At 74.0% G+C, this 14,345-nt stretch carries 14 protein-coding genes; 10 read left to right on the top strand and 4 right to left on the bottom strand.

Translation table 11 applies throughout. From position 1 onward, the window contains the following. Positions 1-16: 16 nt before the first annotated feature. Positions 17-556: a GNAT family N-acetyltransferase gene (locus tag B4U46_RS04960; RefSeq protein ID WP_079424403.1), complete on the bottom strand. Its 540-nt coding sequence runs from the start codon at positions 554-556 to the stop codon at positions 17-19. Positions 557-697: 141 nt separating this feature from the next. Here B4U46_RS04960 and B4U46_RS04965 point away from each other — a divergent pair, with 141 nt between their 5' ends. The 3 genes from B4U46_RS04965 (at position 698) to B4U46_RS04975 (ending at position 3,054) form a co-directional block, all read left to right on the top strand. Beyond that, positions 698-1,276, top strand: a complete 579-nt coding sequence (locus B4U46_RS04965; protein WP_079424405.1) for a DUF5134 domain-containing protein — start codon at positions 698-700, stop codon at positions 1,274-1,276. A 112-nt stretch (positions 1,277-1,388) separates the two neighbouring features. Further along, positions 1,389-2,324, top strand: coding sequence for a M56 family metallopeptidase (locus tag B4U46_RS04970; RefSeq protein WP_079424407.1), 936 nt, complete (start codon positions 1,389-1,391; stop codon positions 2,322-2,324). A 106-nt stretch (positions 2,325-2,430) separates the two neighbouring features. Beyond that, entirely contained in the window at positions 2,431-3,054 is a 624-nt protein-coding gene (locus tag B4U46_RS04975; RefSeq protein ID WP_079424409.1) for a TetR/AcrR family transcriptional regulator, read from the top strand. Positions 3,055-3,069: 15 nt separating this feature from the next. Here B4U46_RS04975 and B4U46_RS04980 read toward each other — a convergent pair whose 3' ends face one another. Beyond that, positions 3,070-4,557, bottom strand: coding sequence for an LVIVD repeat-containing protein (locus B4U46_RS04980; protein WP_079424411.1), 1,488 nt, complete (start codon positions 4,555-4,557; stop codon positions 3,070-3,072). A 77-nt stretch (positions 4,558-4,634) separates the two neighbouring features. On the opposite strand from B4U46_RS04980, the gene B4U46_RS04985 reads away from it, so the two are divergent. Continuing rightward, complete coding sequence (locus tag B4U46_RS04985) at positions 4,635-5,291, top strand: DUF305 domain-containing protein (RefSeq protein ID WP_079424413.1); 657 nt, start codon at positions 4,635-4,637, stop codon at positions 5,289-5,291. A 54-nt stretch (positions 5,292-5,345) separates the two neighbouring features. After that, entirely contained in the window at positions 5,346-6,716 is a 1,371-nt protein-coding gene (locus B4U46_RS04990; protein ID WP_079424414.1) for an FAD-dependent oxidoreductase, read from the top strand. Here the strand turns inward: B4U46_RS04990 and B4U46_RS04995 are convergent. Together B4U46_RS04995 and B4U46_RS05000 are read right to left on the bottom strand one after the other, a co-directional pair. Then, positions 6,713-7,069 carry an ArsR/SmtB family transcription factor gene (locus B4U46_RS04995; RefSeq protein ID WP_079424418.1) on the bottom strand — a complete coding sequence of 119 codons (357 nt, stop codon included), beginning with the start codon at positions 7,067-7,069 and terminating at the stop codon, positions 6,713-6,715. The two genes, B4U46_RS04990 and B4U46_RS04995, sit on opposite strands and share 4 nt — an antisense overlap. A gap of 125 nt (positions 7,070-7,194) precedes the next feature. Continuing rightward, positions 7,195-8,295: an NADH:flavin oxidoreductase/NADH oxidase gene (locus B4U46_RS05000; protein ID WP_079424420.1), complete on the bottom strand. Its 1,101-nt coding sequence runs from the start codon at positions 8,293-8,295 to the stop codon at positions 7,195-7,197. A 221-nt stretch (positions 8,296-8,516) separates the two neighbouring features. Here B4U46_RS05000 and B4U46_RS05005 point away from each other — a divergent pair, with 221 nt between their 5' ends. From B4U46_RS05005 to B4U46_RS05025, 5 genes are all read left to right on the top strand, one after another. Beyond that, complete coding sequence (locus tag B4U46_RS05005) at positions 8,517-9,605, top strand: WD40/YVTN/BNR-like repeat-containing protein (protein WP_079431572.1); 1,089 nt, start codon at positions 8,517-8,519, stop codon at positions 9,603-9,605. A 40-nt stretch (positions 9,606-9,645) separates the two neighbouring features. Beyond that, positions 9,646-10,197, top strand: coding sequence for a GNAT family N-acetyltransferase (locus tag B4U46_RS05010; protein ID WP_079424422.1), 552 nt, complete (start codon positions 9,646-9,648; stop codon positions 10,195-10,197). A gap of 82 nt (positions 10,198-10,279) precedes the next feature. After that, complete coding sequence (locus B4U46_RS05015; protein ID WP_237292640.1) at positions 10,280-11,794, top strand: Y4yA family PLP-dependent enzyme; 1,515 nt, start codon at positions 10,280-10,282, stop codon at positions 11,792-11,794. After that, positions 11,791-13,110, top strand: coding sequence for a pyridoxal-phosphate dependent enzyme (locus B4U46_RS05020; protein ID WP_079424424.1), 1,320 nt, complete (start codon positions 11,791-11,793; stop codon positions 13,108-13,110). Before B4U46_RS05015 ends, B4U46_RS05020 begins: the two co-directional genes overlap by 4 nt. Continuing rightward, positions 13,103-14,311: an aminotransferase class V-fold PLP-dependent enzyme gene (locus B4U46_RS05025; RefSeq protein WP_237292643.1), complete on the top strand. Its 1,209-nt coding sequence runs from the start codon at positions 13,103-13,105 to the stop codon at positions 14,309-14,311. Before B4U46_RS05020 ends, B4U46_RS05025 begins: the two co-directional genes overlap by 8 nt. The last annotated feature ends 34 nt before the right edge of the window (positions 14,312-14,345 follow it).

Below are 14,345 nucleotides of genomic sequence, written 5' to 3' on the forward strand. Positions count from 1 at the left end.
CTCGCGGGCGCGGCCGTCAGAGCGCCTTGACCAGCAGCTCGAAGGCCAGGTCGTCGCGGAGCGGGATGCCGAAGCGCTCGTCGCCGTACGGGAAGGGGCTCAGCTCGCCGGTGCGCCGGTAGCCGCGGCGCACGTAGTAGGCGATGAGCTCCTCCCGTACGCTCACCACGGTCATCCGCATCTCCGCGACCTTCCAGTCCTCGCGGGCCCGGCGCTCGGCCTCGGCCATGACCTCCTTGCCGAGGCCGGCTCCCTGGAGCCCGGGCCGTACGGCGAACATGCCGAAGTAGGCGTGGTCCCCCCGGTGTTCGAGCTGGCAGCAGGCGACGAGCTCGCCGGCGCGCTCGACGACGAGGAGCGTGCTGTCCGGGTCCGCGATGATCGCGCCGACCCCGCTCGGGTCGGTGCGCTGCCCGTCCAGGAAGTCGGCCTCGGTCGTCCAGCCGGCCCGGCTGGCGTCCCCGCGGTAGGCGGACTCGACGAGGGCCACCAGGGCCGGCACGTCCTCCTCCACGGCGCTGCGGAAGCTCAGGGCGGCGGGCTGGGCGGTGGACATCGGGCGCTCCGTTCGGTGCGGCGGCAGCTCATCGGCATATGACATGACGCGGGGTCGCAGAGAGCGTAACCCGGTCCCGCGTGAAGGGGGTGTGAGCAGGGCATCCCTTCCGGTGACGCCGACGAACCGGGAGGTTCCGCCGTGCACGGATCCGCGACGCCCCTCTCCGCCTCCGCCGCCTCCGCCTGGCTGCTGGTCCTGCTCTGCGCCGTGAGCGGTGCGTACTGCCTGCTGCGGGCCCGCAGAGCGGACCGGCGGGCGCGGGGCATGGCCGCCGGCGAGGCGGTGATGGGCCTGGGGATGGCGGCGATGGCCGTGCCCTCGGGCACCGGTCCGTGGGGTCCGCAGGTCCTCCTGGCCGTCTGCTGCGGGGCCGCGGTGCACGCACTGTGGCTGCTGCGGGGCGGGGTGCACCACGCGCACCACCTGGTCGGCACGCTGGCGATGGCGTACATGGCGCTCTCGATGACCGCCGGGGGCGGACACGTGCACGGCCGGGCCGGGCTGCCGGTGGTGACCGGGGTACTGCTCCTGTATTACGCCGGCTACGTACTGCTGGGCGGGGCCCGGCTGGTGACGTCCGGCGGCGTGCTGTCCGTGACGGCGGGCGACGGCGGGGCGGGGGCCGGCGCGGCGGGGGCCGGCGGGGCGGGGGAACTCGTCCGGGCCTGCCGACTGGCCATGGGGACGGGGATGTTGGCGATGCTGCTGACCATGTGACGGGCCGCCGGAGGGGGCCCGGCGGGCTCCCGGCGGGCGCCGGAACGTGTCCTGCGTCACCAATGCTCCCGCCCCTACCCGTAGGTAGCCCGGCGCTCATAGGCTGGCGGACATGATGGTCCCCGCCGCCCTTCTGCTGCTCGGCGCACTGACCGCGTTCCTCGCGCCCCGGCTGCTGGCCCGCGCCCAGTGGCCCGAGCGGGAACCCGTGGTGGCCTTGTGGGTGTGGCAGTGCGTGGTGGGCGCGACGTTGCTGTGCCTGGGGCTGTCGATGCTGCTGAGCGCGGCCGCCGCCTGGCAGGAGGTGCGGGGGCGCCTGTTCGCCGCGGCCCCGCACGGGGTGGTGGACGCGTACGGGCTGGGCCCGGAGGGCGGGCCCTGGGCCGCCGGGACCGCCCTGGTCCTGGCCTGCGGGGGGCTGTGGACCGCGGCGATGCTGACCCGGGAGGTGCTGCGGGCGCGCGCCCGGCGGCGCGCCCGGGGGGCCGAACTGCGGCTGCGCGCCCCGCTGCTGCCCGGCGAGGACCCGGCGGCGGCGCGCCTGGTGGTGCTGGAGGGCCCGCGTCCGGAGGCCTGGTGGCAGCCGGGGCCGGCGCCGCGGCTGGTGGTGACGACGGCGGCGCTCGGGCGGCTCAAGGGAAGCCAGCTGGACGCGGTGCTGGCGCACGAGCAGGGGCACGTGGCGGCCCGGCACGACTGGCTGCTGCACTGTTCGCGGGCGCTGTCGCGGGGGTTCCCGCAGGTGCCGGTGTTCGCGGCGTTCGAGGCGGAGATGGACCGGCTGGTGGAGCTGGCCGCCGACGACGTGGCCTCGCGCCGCTACGGCCGGCTGACGATCGCCCTCGCGCTGGTCGGTCTGAACGAGGACCGGGGCGTCTTCGGCCCCGCCTCCGCACAGGCGCACGTGCCGGAGCGGGTGAGGCGTCTTCTGTCGGCCACCCCGCGGCTGTCGGCGGGACGGCGGCTGCGGCTCACCGCGCTGGCCACCCTGCTGCCCGCGGTACCGCTGGCGGTGGCGTTCGTACCGGGACTCAGCGCGCTGGCCTGATCCGGTCCGCCGCGCGCGCCCGCCCGAGGCGATCCCCCGCGTCGCCTCGGGCCGACGGCTTCGCGCTGAGTATATTGGCTCGAAGCCAGTCAACGCAGGAGTAAGCATGTCCCCGCGCAGCGCCTCGGTCAATGAAGAATTGCGCAGACGTTCCCGGGAGCGGCTGCTGCAGGCCACGGTCGAACTGGTTGCCGAGCGCGGCTACGAGGCCACCACGCTCGGCGACATCGCCGACCGGGCGGGCGCCGCCCGCGGCCTGGTGTCGTACTACTTCCCCGGCAAGCGGCAGCTGCTCCAGTCGGCCGTGCACCGGCTGATGCACCTGACGCTGGAAGAGGCCCTGGAGCGGGAGCCGCGCACGGACGACGGCCGGGAGCGGCTGGCCCGGGCGGTCGACGCGATCCTGGGACTGGCCCGGGACCAGCCCCGGCTGATGCGCACGCACATGGCGGGGATCCTCCAGGCGGAGGGCTTCATCCAGTGCCCGGAGCAGCAGCGGCTCGCGCAGCTGCTCCGGGAGACCGTCACCCGGTACGGCTCGGCGGACGTGGACACCGACTACCCGATGCTGCGCGCGCTGCTGATGGGGGCGGTGGTGGCGGTCCTGCTGCCGGGGGCGCCGATGCCGGCGGCACGGCTGCGGGCCGAGCTGTTCCAGCGGTACGGACTGGAGTGGGAACGGGGGTTCCCGCCGGACGGCGGACCGCCCGGCGGAACGATTCCTCCGTGAGCCTCCCGACTGCGGTCAGTGGTACTCGGGCTGGCTCTGGACGTTGAGCCGGTCCATCCGCACCCGCTTGGCGCTGTCGGTCCGCCGGTCGTCGAGCCGGAGCACGTCGAGGCCCTTGACGATGTCGTTCGAGTAGATGTGCCCGTTGTAGTAGTACGCCGACCAGGAGCCGCCCAGGCCCAGCCGGTCGGTGGTCAGCGGGCCGCGCTCGAAGTAGCCGATCTCCTTGGGCCGGGCCGAGTCGGTGAAGTCCCAGACCGAGACCCCGCCCTGGTACCAGGCCTGGACCATGATGTCGCGGCCGCCACCGACCGGGACCAGCGAGCCGTTGTGGGCCACGCAGTTCTCGGTGTCGGCCTGGTGGCGCGGGATCTTGAAGTAGCCCCGGAAGACCAGTTTGCGCTGGTCGCCGCGGCCGGTGATGTCGTAGATCCCGTCGGCGCCCCGGTTGGGCCCGGTGGCCTCGTTGCAGGTGGCGGCGCCGCCGCCGCCGAGCTCGTCGGTGAACACCACCTTGTCCGCGCTCTCGTTGAAGGTCGCCGAGTGCCAGAACGCGAAGTTCACGTTGTCCTGGACCCGGTCGATGACCCTCGGGTGCTCGGGCTCGCTGATGTCGAAGAGGATGCCGTCGCCCATGCAGGCGCCCGCGGCCAGGTCCTCGGACGGCAGCACGGTGATGTCGTGGCAGCCGGTGGTCTTGGAGACCCCGGGGTTGGTGGGCGCACCCGGGTTGCCGCCGTCGGGGAAGAGCACCGGGAAGCCGACCACGGCGGCCTTGGTCGGGTCCTTCTTCGGGACCTTGACCACGGAGATGCCGTCGTGCGGGGGCTGGCAGTCCGGGAAGGCCTCGCTGGGCGAGTACGAGGAGACGTAGAGGTAGATGTCGCGGCCGCCCGGCACCAGGGTGTGGGTGTGCGATCCGCAGGCCGTCTCCACGGACTTGATGTACTTGGGGTTCTTCTTGTCCTTGATGTCGAAGATCTTGATGCCCTCCCAGGAGGACTTCTCCGTGGCCGGCTGCGAGACGCTGTTGCAGGAGTCGTCGCTGCGCGAGGAGTCGGTGGACAGGAAGAGCAGGTCGCCGGAGACCGAGACGTCGTTCTGGCCGCCGGGGCAGAGCACCTGGGTGACGGTCTTCGGGGCGCCGGGGTCGGCGATGTCGTAGATCGTGAAGCCGTCGTAGTTCCCGGCGTAGGCGTAGTCGCCCTGGAACGCCAGGTCGGAGTTGATGCCCTTGAGATTGGCGTCGGGGATGTTGGCCAGGGGTTTGACGTTGGCGCTGTGCACGATCTCGTCCTGGCCGGGGATCTCCCCGGGGGCGAGTTCGCGGCCCGGCGCGAGGTCCGCGCCCTGCCGGGAGCCGGCGCCCGGGGACGCGTCGCCGGGGTCGGGGCTGGCGGCCGCCGGTCCGGCGGCGGCGAGGAGCGTAGTGAGGAGTCCGGCGGCCGCCAGGGCCGCCCCCAGACTCCGGTGGCGCACTCTGACGGTGTGCAGCAAGGTCACTGTGCCTCCCGTGGGGGCCCTGCGCTCCGTTCCCGGTGGGGAAGCGGAACCTGGACCCCGGCAGTATCGTCCTTTCCATGGACATGGCAAACGCGTTACTCGGCCGATTCCTGGGGGCGGCGCTGGCCGCCTCATTCCTCCTCCCCCTCGCCGGCTGCACCGCGGGTGACGGCGCCCCGCGCGGCGCCGGCGACGGCTCGCCCGTGGTGGTCGCCCCGGGCAGACCGGGCGAGGACGCCCGGACCCTCTCCCCCGAGCAGGCGGCGAAGCAGCGGCCCGACGACAGCCCCAACGCCGCCGACCGGTCCTACGTCCGGCGCATGATCGAGCACCACCGGCAGGCCCTGACCATGAGCGCGCTGGCCCCCGAACGCGCCTCGGCGGACGGGGTCAAACGGCTCGCCGAGCGGATCGCGGCCGCGCAGGGGCCCGAGATCGGGGCCATGGAGCGGTGGCAGGCCCGCTACCCGGCCCCGGCCGGCGACCCCGGCGGACACGACCACGGCGCGATGCCGGGCATGGCCACCGAACAGCAGCTGCGGGAGCTGACGGACGCCCGCGGCGCCGACTTCGACCGGCTCTTCCTCAGGCTGATGACCGCCCACCACGAGGGGGCGCTGACGATGGCGGGCCAGGCCCTGGCCCAGGGGAACAACGGCGCCGTCGAGGAGATGGCGAACGAGGTGGTGGCCGTCCAGAGCGCGGAGATACACCGGATGCGCGCGTTGGGCTGACGGCTGCGGGGGCCGGTGGCATGCTGGGGAGCACCTGCGGGAGGGAGTTCCGCCGTGCTTCGTGTCGCCGTCGTCGGCTCGGGCCCCAGCGGGGTCTACGCCGCCCAGACACTGGTCGGGCAACGTGAGGTCCCGGGCGTCCGGGTCGACGTGCTGGACCGGCTGCCGGCCCCGTACGGCCTCGTCCGGTACGGGGTGGCCCCCGACCACGAGAAGATCAAGTCGCTGACCGGAAACCTGCGCTCGGTACTGGAGGACGAACGGATCCGCTTCCTCGGCAACGTGGAGGTCGGCGGCGCACCGCTGACCACCGCCCGGATGCTCGAGCTGTACCACGCGGTGGTGTACTGCGTCGGCGCGGCGCGGGACCGGCTGCTGGGGATCCCCGGCGAGGAGCTGGCCGGGGTGCACTCCGCGACGGCCTTCGTGTCCTGGTACAGCGGGCACCCGGACGCCGGCTCCTTCGACCTGGGCGGGGTCCGCTCCGCGGTGGTCGTGGGGGCGGGCAACGTCGCGGTGGACGTGACCCGGATCCTGGCCCGGGGTGCACCCGAGCTGGAGCCCACCGACATGCCCCAGCCGGCGCTGGGGGCGCTGGCCGACAGCGGGGTGCGGACGGTGGCGATGGTGGCCCGGCGCGGCCCCTCGCAGGCCAAGTTCACCACCAAGGAGCTCCGCGAACTGGGCACCCTGCCCGGGGTGGACGTCCGCACGGACCCCGCCGAACTGGCCCTGGACCCGGCGTACGCCGACCCGGCCGCGGCACAGGCCCTGCCGGCGGTGGCCCGGCGCAACCTGGAGGCGCTGCGCGGCTGGGCCGCGGCGGCGCAGCCGGGCGGGGAGGCCGGGCGGGACATCGCGCTGCGCTTCTACCTGCGCCCGGTGGAGGTGCTGGGCGGCCCGGACGGCCGGGTCCGCGGGATGCGCTTCGAACGGACCGCGCCGGACGGCAGGGGCGGGGTGAGCGGTACGGGCGCCTACGAGGACGTGGAGGCCCAGCTGGTGCTGCGCTCGGTGGGCTACCGGGGCGTCGCCCTCCCCGGCCTGCCCTTCGACCCGGCCACCGGCACCGTCCCGCACGCGGCGGGCCGGGTGGTCCGCGCGGGCCGGGCCTCGGTCGGCGAGTACGTGGCGGGCTGGATCAAGCGCGGCCCGACCGGGGTGATCGGCACCAACCGCCCCTGCGCCAAGGAAACGGTCTCCTCCCTGCTCCAGGACGCGGGCGCCCTGGCCCGCCGCGAGCTGCCCGGCGACCCCCTGGACGCCCTGCGGGCGGCGGGCCTGCGCCCGGTGGAATGGCACGGCTGGCTGGCCATCGAGGCGGCGGAGGAGGCGCTGGGCCGCTCCCTGGGCCGCCGCTCGGTGAAGATCCCAGACTGGGCGGGCCTGCAGGCCGCGGCGGGCCTACGGGACGGCGGCTCTTAGGCCCGCGGCTGCCCCAGTCGCGACTCCTGGGCGGCCGCGGCCGCCAGGAGGGTGTCGAGGAGGCCGGGGAAGAGGGACTGGAGCTCCTCGCGGCGGAGGCCGTTCATCTTGGCGGTGCCGCGGTAGGTCTGGCGCACGACGCCGCTCTCGCGCAGGACGCGGAAGTGGTGGGTGGTCGTGGACTTGGTGACCGGCAGGACGAAGTCCGAGCAGGCCAGCTCGACCTCCCGGTCGGCCAGCTCGCGCACGATGGAGAACCGGAGCGGGTCGGAGAGGGCGTGCAGCACCCCCTCCAGGCGGATCTCCTCCGGTCCCGGGTGGGCGAGGGCACGGGGCGCGTCACGTTCCGTCATGTCCTGCTCCGCTCCTCGGGGTTCCGGCCGGGTCTTCGGGCCGGGGTTCCATGGTACGAGAACCTTCGTACGACCGGCTCCCGTGTGCGGCGCGGGGCCCGGGTGCGCCCCGCGCCGCACACGGGTCACCAGGAGCGCCGGTACTGGCCGGGCACCGGGATCTCCGCTCCCAGCTCGGCGGCCGCGCGGCGGGCCCAGTAGGGGTCGCGCAGCAGTTCCCGGCCGAGGAGGACGGCGTCGGCCTCGCCGTTGGCCAGGATCTTCTCGGCCTGCTCCGGCTCGGTGATCAGCCCGACCGCCGCGACGGGCAGGGCGGTCTCGTTCTTGACGCGGGCGGCGAAGGGCACCTGGTAGCCGGGGCCCGTCGGGATCTTCACGTGCGGGGCGAGGCCGCCGGTGGAGACGTCGAGGAGGTCCACGCCGTGCTCCCGCAGCAGGGCGGCCAGCCGGACCGTGTCGTCGGCGGTCCAGCCGTTCTCCTCCAGCCAGTCGGTGGCGGAGATGCGGAAGAACAGCGGGAGTTCCTCGGGCCACACCGCCCGGACGGCGTCGACGACCTCGACGGCGAAGCGGGTGCGGTTCTCGAAGGAGCCGCCGTAGGAGTCGGTGCGGCGGTTGCTGTGCGGGGAGAGGAACTCGCCGATGAGGTAGCCGTGGGCGCCGTGGATCTCCAGCACCTCGTAGCCCGCGGCGAGGGCGCGCCCGGCGGCGGCCGCGAACAGGCCGGTGATCTCGTGGATCTCCTCGGTGGTGAGCGCGTGCGGCACGGGGTGGCCCTCGTCGAACGCCACGGCGCTGGGGGCGCTGGGCCGCCAGCCGTGGGCCTCGGGGCCGACCGGGCCGCCGCCGTTCCAGGGCTGGTCGGTGGAGGCCTTGCGGCCGGCGTGCCCGATCTGGATGCCGGGGACCGCTCCCTGGGACTTGACGAAGGCGGTGATCCGGCGGAGGGCCGCCACCTGGGTGTCGTTCCAGATGCCGAGGTCGTAGGGGCTGATCCGGCCCTCCGGGGAGACGGCGGTGGCCTCCTGGATGATCAGGCCGGTGCCGCCGGTGGCGCGGGCCGCGTAGTGGGCGAAGTGCCATTCGAGGGCCACGCCCGCGTTCGGGCCGAAGGCCTCGGCGCTGTACTGGCACATCGGCGCCATCCAGATCCGGTTCGGGATGGTCACCGAGCGGAGGGTGTAGGGCTGGAAGAGGGCGGCGAAGGCAGCGGGTGCGGCACTCATGGGGTTCTCCAGATGTCACCGGACGCGCACCGGTCGGTGCGGCGCTAAGTACGAGAAACACCGTACTACGAAATCTCTCGTAGTACGAGACCTTACGTACAAAGGGTGTCCGGCTCCGTCTCAGGGGTCCCGGCCCCGCCTCGCCGGGCAATGTCGGTGGGCGGGTGCAGACTGGCGGGAAAGCACCCGCAACAGGACAAGGACGTCCGGAGGTGTCGGCCATGACCGACGTGATGCTGCTCGCCGGGACCCGCAAGGGGCTGTTCATCGGCCGCCGCCGGGGCGCCGGCCCCTGGAGCTGGGAGGGGCCGCAGTTCAACGCCCAGGCCGTCTCGGCGGTGGCCATCGACGCGCGGGGCCCGGTCCCCCGGCTGCTGGCGGCCGGGGACAGCGCGCACTGGGGGCCGTCGGTGTTCCGCTCCGACGACCTGGGGGCGAGCTGGCAGGAGCCGGCCGCGCCCGCCGTGAAGTTCCCCAAGGACACCGGCGCCTCCCTGGAGCGGATCTGGCAGCTGCACCCGGCCGGCCCGGAGGCCCCCGGGGTGGTCTACGCGGGCACGGAACCGGCCGCGCTGTTCCGCTCGTCCGACCGGGGCGAGTCCTTCGAGCTGGTCCGGCCCCTGTGGGAGCATCCGACCCGCTCCGCGTGGGTCCCGGGCGGCGGCGGGGAGGGCCTGCACACGGTGATCACCTACCCGGCGGACCCGGCGGCGGTGACGGTGGCGGTCTCCACGGCCGGCGTGTTCCGCACCCGGGACGGCGGCGCGAGCTGGACCCCGGCCAACCACGGGGTCTCGGCGGTTTTCCTGCCCGATCCGCACCCGGAGTTCGGCCAGTGCGTCCACAAGATCGCCCAGGACGCCGGGGACCCGGCCCGGCTCTACCTCCAGAACCACTGGGGCGTCTACCGCAGCGACGACGCGGGCACCGAGTGGACCGACATCGGCTCCGGCCTGCCCTCCGACTTCGGCTTCGCCGTCGCCGCCCACCCCCACCGGGCGGACACGGCCTACCTGTTCCCGCTCAACGCCGACTCCGACCGGGTCCCGGCCGGACACCGCTGCCGCGTCTTCCGCACCCGCGACGCCGGCGCCACCTGGGAACCCCTGGTCAAGGGCCTGCCCGACGGGGACCACTACGGCACGGTGCTGCGGGACGCCCTGTGCACGGACGACGCCGACCCGGCCGGCATCTACTTCGGCAACCGCAACGGCGAGCTGTACGCCAGCGACGACGACGGCGACAGCTGGCGGCTGCTGGCCGAACACCTCCCGGACGTGCTCTGCGTCCGGGCCGCCGTGCTGCCCTGACCTCCCGCCCCGGGGCCGGGCATCTGGGAGGCTGACGGGCATGCACGCGTACACGCCCCTGGAACTGCGCCAGTTGACCCGGCCCGAGGAGGTCACCCCGGAGCTCCGCAAGGAGCTCGCCGGCTGCTGGGAGGAGGTGGTCAACTCCGGCGGCGCCGTCATCGCCGCCGGGTTCCCGCTGCCTCCCGTGGACCGCTCCCACGTCGCCCCCGTGGTCGACGGGCTCGTCCGCGCCCTCGACCCCGCTCTCGCCAGGATGCTCGTCGCGGTCTCCGGCGGAGCGCTCGCCGGCTGGCTGGTCGTCCGCCGCGAACGCCACCCGCTCATCGCCCACCGGGGCACCGTCAACCACGTCCAGACCCTCCCCCGGCTGCGCGGGCAGGGGATCGCCACCGCCCTGATGCACCGGGTCGCGGAGGTCGCCCGCGCCGAAATGGGCCTGGAACGCCTGGAGATCGCCGTCCGGGGCGGCCTCGGGCTGGAGGGGTTCTACCGGGGGCTGGGCTGGGCGGAGGTGGGCCGCTGGCCGGGCGCGCTGCGGGTCGCGCCCGGCGACGACCGGGACGAGATCCTGATGACCCTCGTCCTCTGACAAAAAAGCCCAGCGGGGGTTACGGTCTTATGACCGTTTGCCGACACCGGTACGCATTCCTCGGCGGAGAGGAACAGCTGGGATGAGCAACGACCCCATGAACGGCGGCCCTTCGCACAGCGGCTCCTTGTCCCCTCCCTTGTACCTGGAACCGAGGCTCGCACCGCGCACGGCGGCCCTGCTGGAGTCGCCGGCGTTCCTGCACGGCCTCGTCGACGCCCTCGGATCGCCCCTCAACGTGATCCTGCCCGACCAGATCGCCGACAACGTCCGGGGCTTTCACGAGGTGTTCGCCCGCCACCGGCTCAGCGGGCGGATCTTCTTCGCGCACAAGGCTAACCGCTCCAGCGCCCTCGTCCGCCGGCTGACCACCACCGGCGCGGCCCTCGACGCCGCCTCCCTCGGGGAGTTGCGGCACGCCCTGGGCTCCGGGTTCGCCGGAGCCGAGGTCATGGCCACCGGCCCCAAGGACCCCGACTTCCTCTGGCTCGCCGCCCGCAGCGGGACCCTGGTCAACGCCGACGGCGCGGACGAGCTGGAGCGGGCGGCGGCCCTGGTGCGGGCACACGGGCTGCCCCGCCTGCGCGTGCTGGTACGGCTGTCCGGGTTCGAGGCGCCCGGGGCCCGGCGGCTCTCGCGCCGCAGCCGCTTCGGCACCCCCGTGAAGTCCCTGCACCGGCTGCTCGACGTCCTCGACCGCCACCGCGGCGAGCTGGAGCCCGTCGGGGTCGGCTACCACCTCGACACCACCAGCGTGGAGGAGAAGGCCGCGGCGCTGGAGGGCTGCCTGCACGCCATGGAGGAGTTGCGCCTCCGCCGCTTCCAGCCGCGGGCCATCGACGTCGGCGGCGGCTTCGGCGTCGGCTACCTGGCCCACGCCGCCCAGTGGGAGCGCTACACCACCGAGCTGACCCGCGCCGTGCTGGGCGCCCGTCCGCCCCTGACCTGGGGCGGGCACGGCTACGGCCTGCGCGCCGAGAACGGCACCCTCCGCGGCGCCCTCGGCCTCTACCCGGCCCATCGCACCACCGCGGGCCCCGGCTACCTCGACGAACTCCTCTCCCTCCCGGCCCCGGGCCTGGGCCGCCCCCTGGGCACCCTGCTCCTGGAGGGCCTTTACGAGCTCTACGCAGAACCGGGCCGCGCCCTGGCCGACCAGTGCGGGCTCACCCTGGGCAGGGTCCTGGAGGTGCGGTCCTCCGGCGGCGGGGAGAGCCTGGTCCGGCTGGCGATGAACGCCGGCGACGTCAGCCTGGAGGACCACGGCGTCCTCGTGGACCCGGTGCTCCTGCCCCGCGCGCCCTCCCCGCCCGGCGGTCCGGTCCCGGTCGCGGTGCACCTCATGGGCAACCTCTGCCTGGAGTCGGACCTGATCACCCGCCGGACCGTGTTCCTGCCCCGGCAGCCGCACCCCGGCGACCTCCTCGCCTTCGCCAACACCGCCGGGTACTGCATGGACTTCGGCGCGACCCGCGCCCAGGGGCAGGCCCTCGCGCGCAAGGTCGCCGTCCACCGGGAGGGGGCGGACGGCGACTGGCAGTGGTGCCTGGACGAGCAGTACTGGCCTTTCACACGTACGGGGGAAGCGCAGGGATGAGGTACGACAGCATCACCGAAGCCATCGGCGGGACACCGCTGGTCCGCATCGACCCGGCCGTACACGGCCTGCGCCACATCGACCTCTACGCCAAGCTGGAGATGCTCAACCCCTTCGGCTCGCTCAAGGACCGGGCCGCCTGGAACATGACCCGTGACGAGCTCGCCGGCGCCGCGGAGCGCGGCGAGACGGTCGTGGAACTGTCCAGCGGGAACACCGCCAAGGCCCTGGCCCTGATCGCCGGACTGCACGGGCTGGCGTTCAAGAGCGTCACCAACCGGATGCGGATCCCCGAGGTCAAGGACCTGCTCCTGCTGCTCGGCGCCGAGATCGAGGAGCTGCCCGGGCGCAGCGAATGCCTCGACCCGACCGACGAGGACGATCCGCTGACCCTCTTCCACCGGCAGCTGAACCTCCCTGGCAGCGCGCACCTGCACACCGACCAGTACTTCAACGTCCTCAACACCGAGGCCCACGCCTCCGGGACCGGCCCGGAGATCATCGCCGATCTGGACGGCCGGGCCCCCGACTGGTTCGTGGCCTGCGTGGGCACGGCCGGTTCCTCCACCGGGGTGGCGCGGGCGCTGCGCGCTCACGATCCGGCGGTGCGCGTCGTGGGCCTGGTCGGGGAGAAGTCGGACTTCATCCCGGGCATCCGCACCATCGACGAGGTGCAGGAGGTCGGGATCTTCGACCCGGCGACGTACGACACCCTGGAGCCGGTGGGCTCCGACGAGGCCATCGAGGGGATGCTGACGCTGCTGCGCCGCTGCGGGCTGCTCTCCGGGCCGACCGGCGGGGCCGCGTACTTCGGCGCGGTCCGCCATCTGCGGGAGGTGGACGCCGGGCTGACGGAGCGCAGGACGGCGGTGTTCATCGTCTGCGACCGGGTGGAGAGCTACGTCGGCTATGTACGGCGGCGCCGCCCGGACCTGATGGGGCTGCCTCCCGTGCGGAACTCGGTGGCCACGCTGACCGAGGCGGAGGTGGCCTCGGCCGCCGTGATCGGGGTGGACGAGGCCCGCAAGTGGATCGCGGAGCGCCAGCCGCTGGTCGTGGACCTGCGCGGGCCCTTCGCGTACGCCGCGCTGCACATCGAGGGGTCGGTGAACATCGTGGACGGGCTCTTCGAGGAACTCCTGCGGGGCGGGCTGCCGTTCGGCCGGAGCCGGCCGGTCCTGCTGGCCTGCCCGGTGGGTGAGAAGTCGGCCCGGTACGCGGCCCTGCTGACCCGGATGGGACATCCCGACGTCCGCAGCCTGGCCGGCGGGATCATCGCCTGGCGGGACGCCGGCGCTCCCCTGGTGCGTGACTGACGTGGCCGCCCCCGCCGCCGAGCTGGCGGCCCTCGCCGACTGGCAGCGGCCGCTGCGCGCCCAGTTCCCGATCCTCGCGGGGCAACCGGACCTGGTCTACCTGGACAGCGCCGCGACCTCCCAGAAGCCCCAGCCCGTCCTGGACGCCGTGCAGAGGTACCTGACCACCTCCAACGCCAACGCGGCACGCGGCTCCTACCCGTGGGCCAACACCACGACGGCGCTGGTGGAGGGCGCCCGGGAGCGGGTCAAGCGCTTCCTGGGCGATCCGGATCCGCAGCGTTCCTCGGTCCACTTCACCAGCGGGACCACGGAGGGGCTGAGGGTCGTCGCCCGGGACTGGCTGCCGTCCCTGCTCGTCGACGGGGACGAGATCGTCGTCCCGTTCGCCGACCACCAGGCGAACCTGTCGCCCTGGCTGGAGGCCCGGGACCTGCTGGCCCGCCAGGGGGTGCGGGTCCGGGTCCGGGAGCTGCCGTACCAGGCGGCTTCCGGGGACTACGACCCTCGGGCGCTGGCGGCGGTCACCGGGCCCCGGACCCGTTTCGTGGCCGTCACCCACGTCCACCACGTCTACGGCGCCGACATGAACGTGCACCGGATCCGGCAGGTGGTCGGGCCGCAGGTGCCGATCTGTCTGGACGCGGCGCAGAGCATCGGGCACCTGCCGGTCTCGGTGGCCGGTCTGGACGTGGACTTCGTGGTGTTCTCCGGGCACAAGGCGATGGCCCTGCCGGGGACGGGGGCGGTCTGGGCCCGGGGACTGCGCGGCCCGCGGCTGAGGCCCGGCGGCTGGAGCGGGACCCCCAACACGGCCGGGATCGCGAGCCTGACCGCTGCCCTGGACTGGCTGGACGCCGCCGGTCTCGGGCGGATCGAGCGCTGGACGGTCGCCCTGACGGCGCTGCTGACCGACGGGCTGGCCCGGATGGACGCCTACGAGGTGCTCGGCTGCCGGACCAGTCTGGCGGCGGGGTCCCGGGTCCAGCGGCGCCGCAGCCTGGTCACCTTCCGGCACCGGGGGATCGACTCCCGCGACCTCGGGTTCATCCTCTTCAGCCGCGGGTTCATGGTGCGCACCGACGGCCACTGCCAGGCGGGGCGGGGCGCGGAGGAGGGCTCCGTGCGCGTCAGCCTGCACGTGCACAACACCCCCGGGGAGGTGGAGGAGCTCCTCGCCACCCTCGCCAGTCTGCAATGATTTCCATGAGCGGATCGGCTTCGGTGGCGGAGGC

It is taken from the genome of Streptomyces katrae, from assembly GCF_002028425.1.
Taxonomy (GTDB): Bacteria; Actinomycetota; Actinomycetes; order Streptomycetales; family Streptomycetaceae; genus Streptomyces; species Streptomyces katrae_A.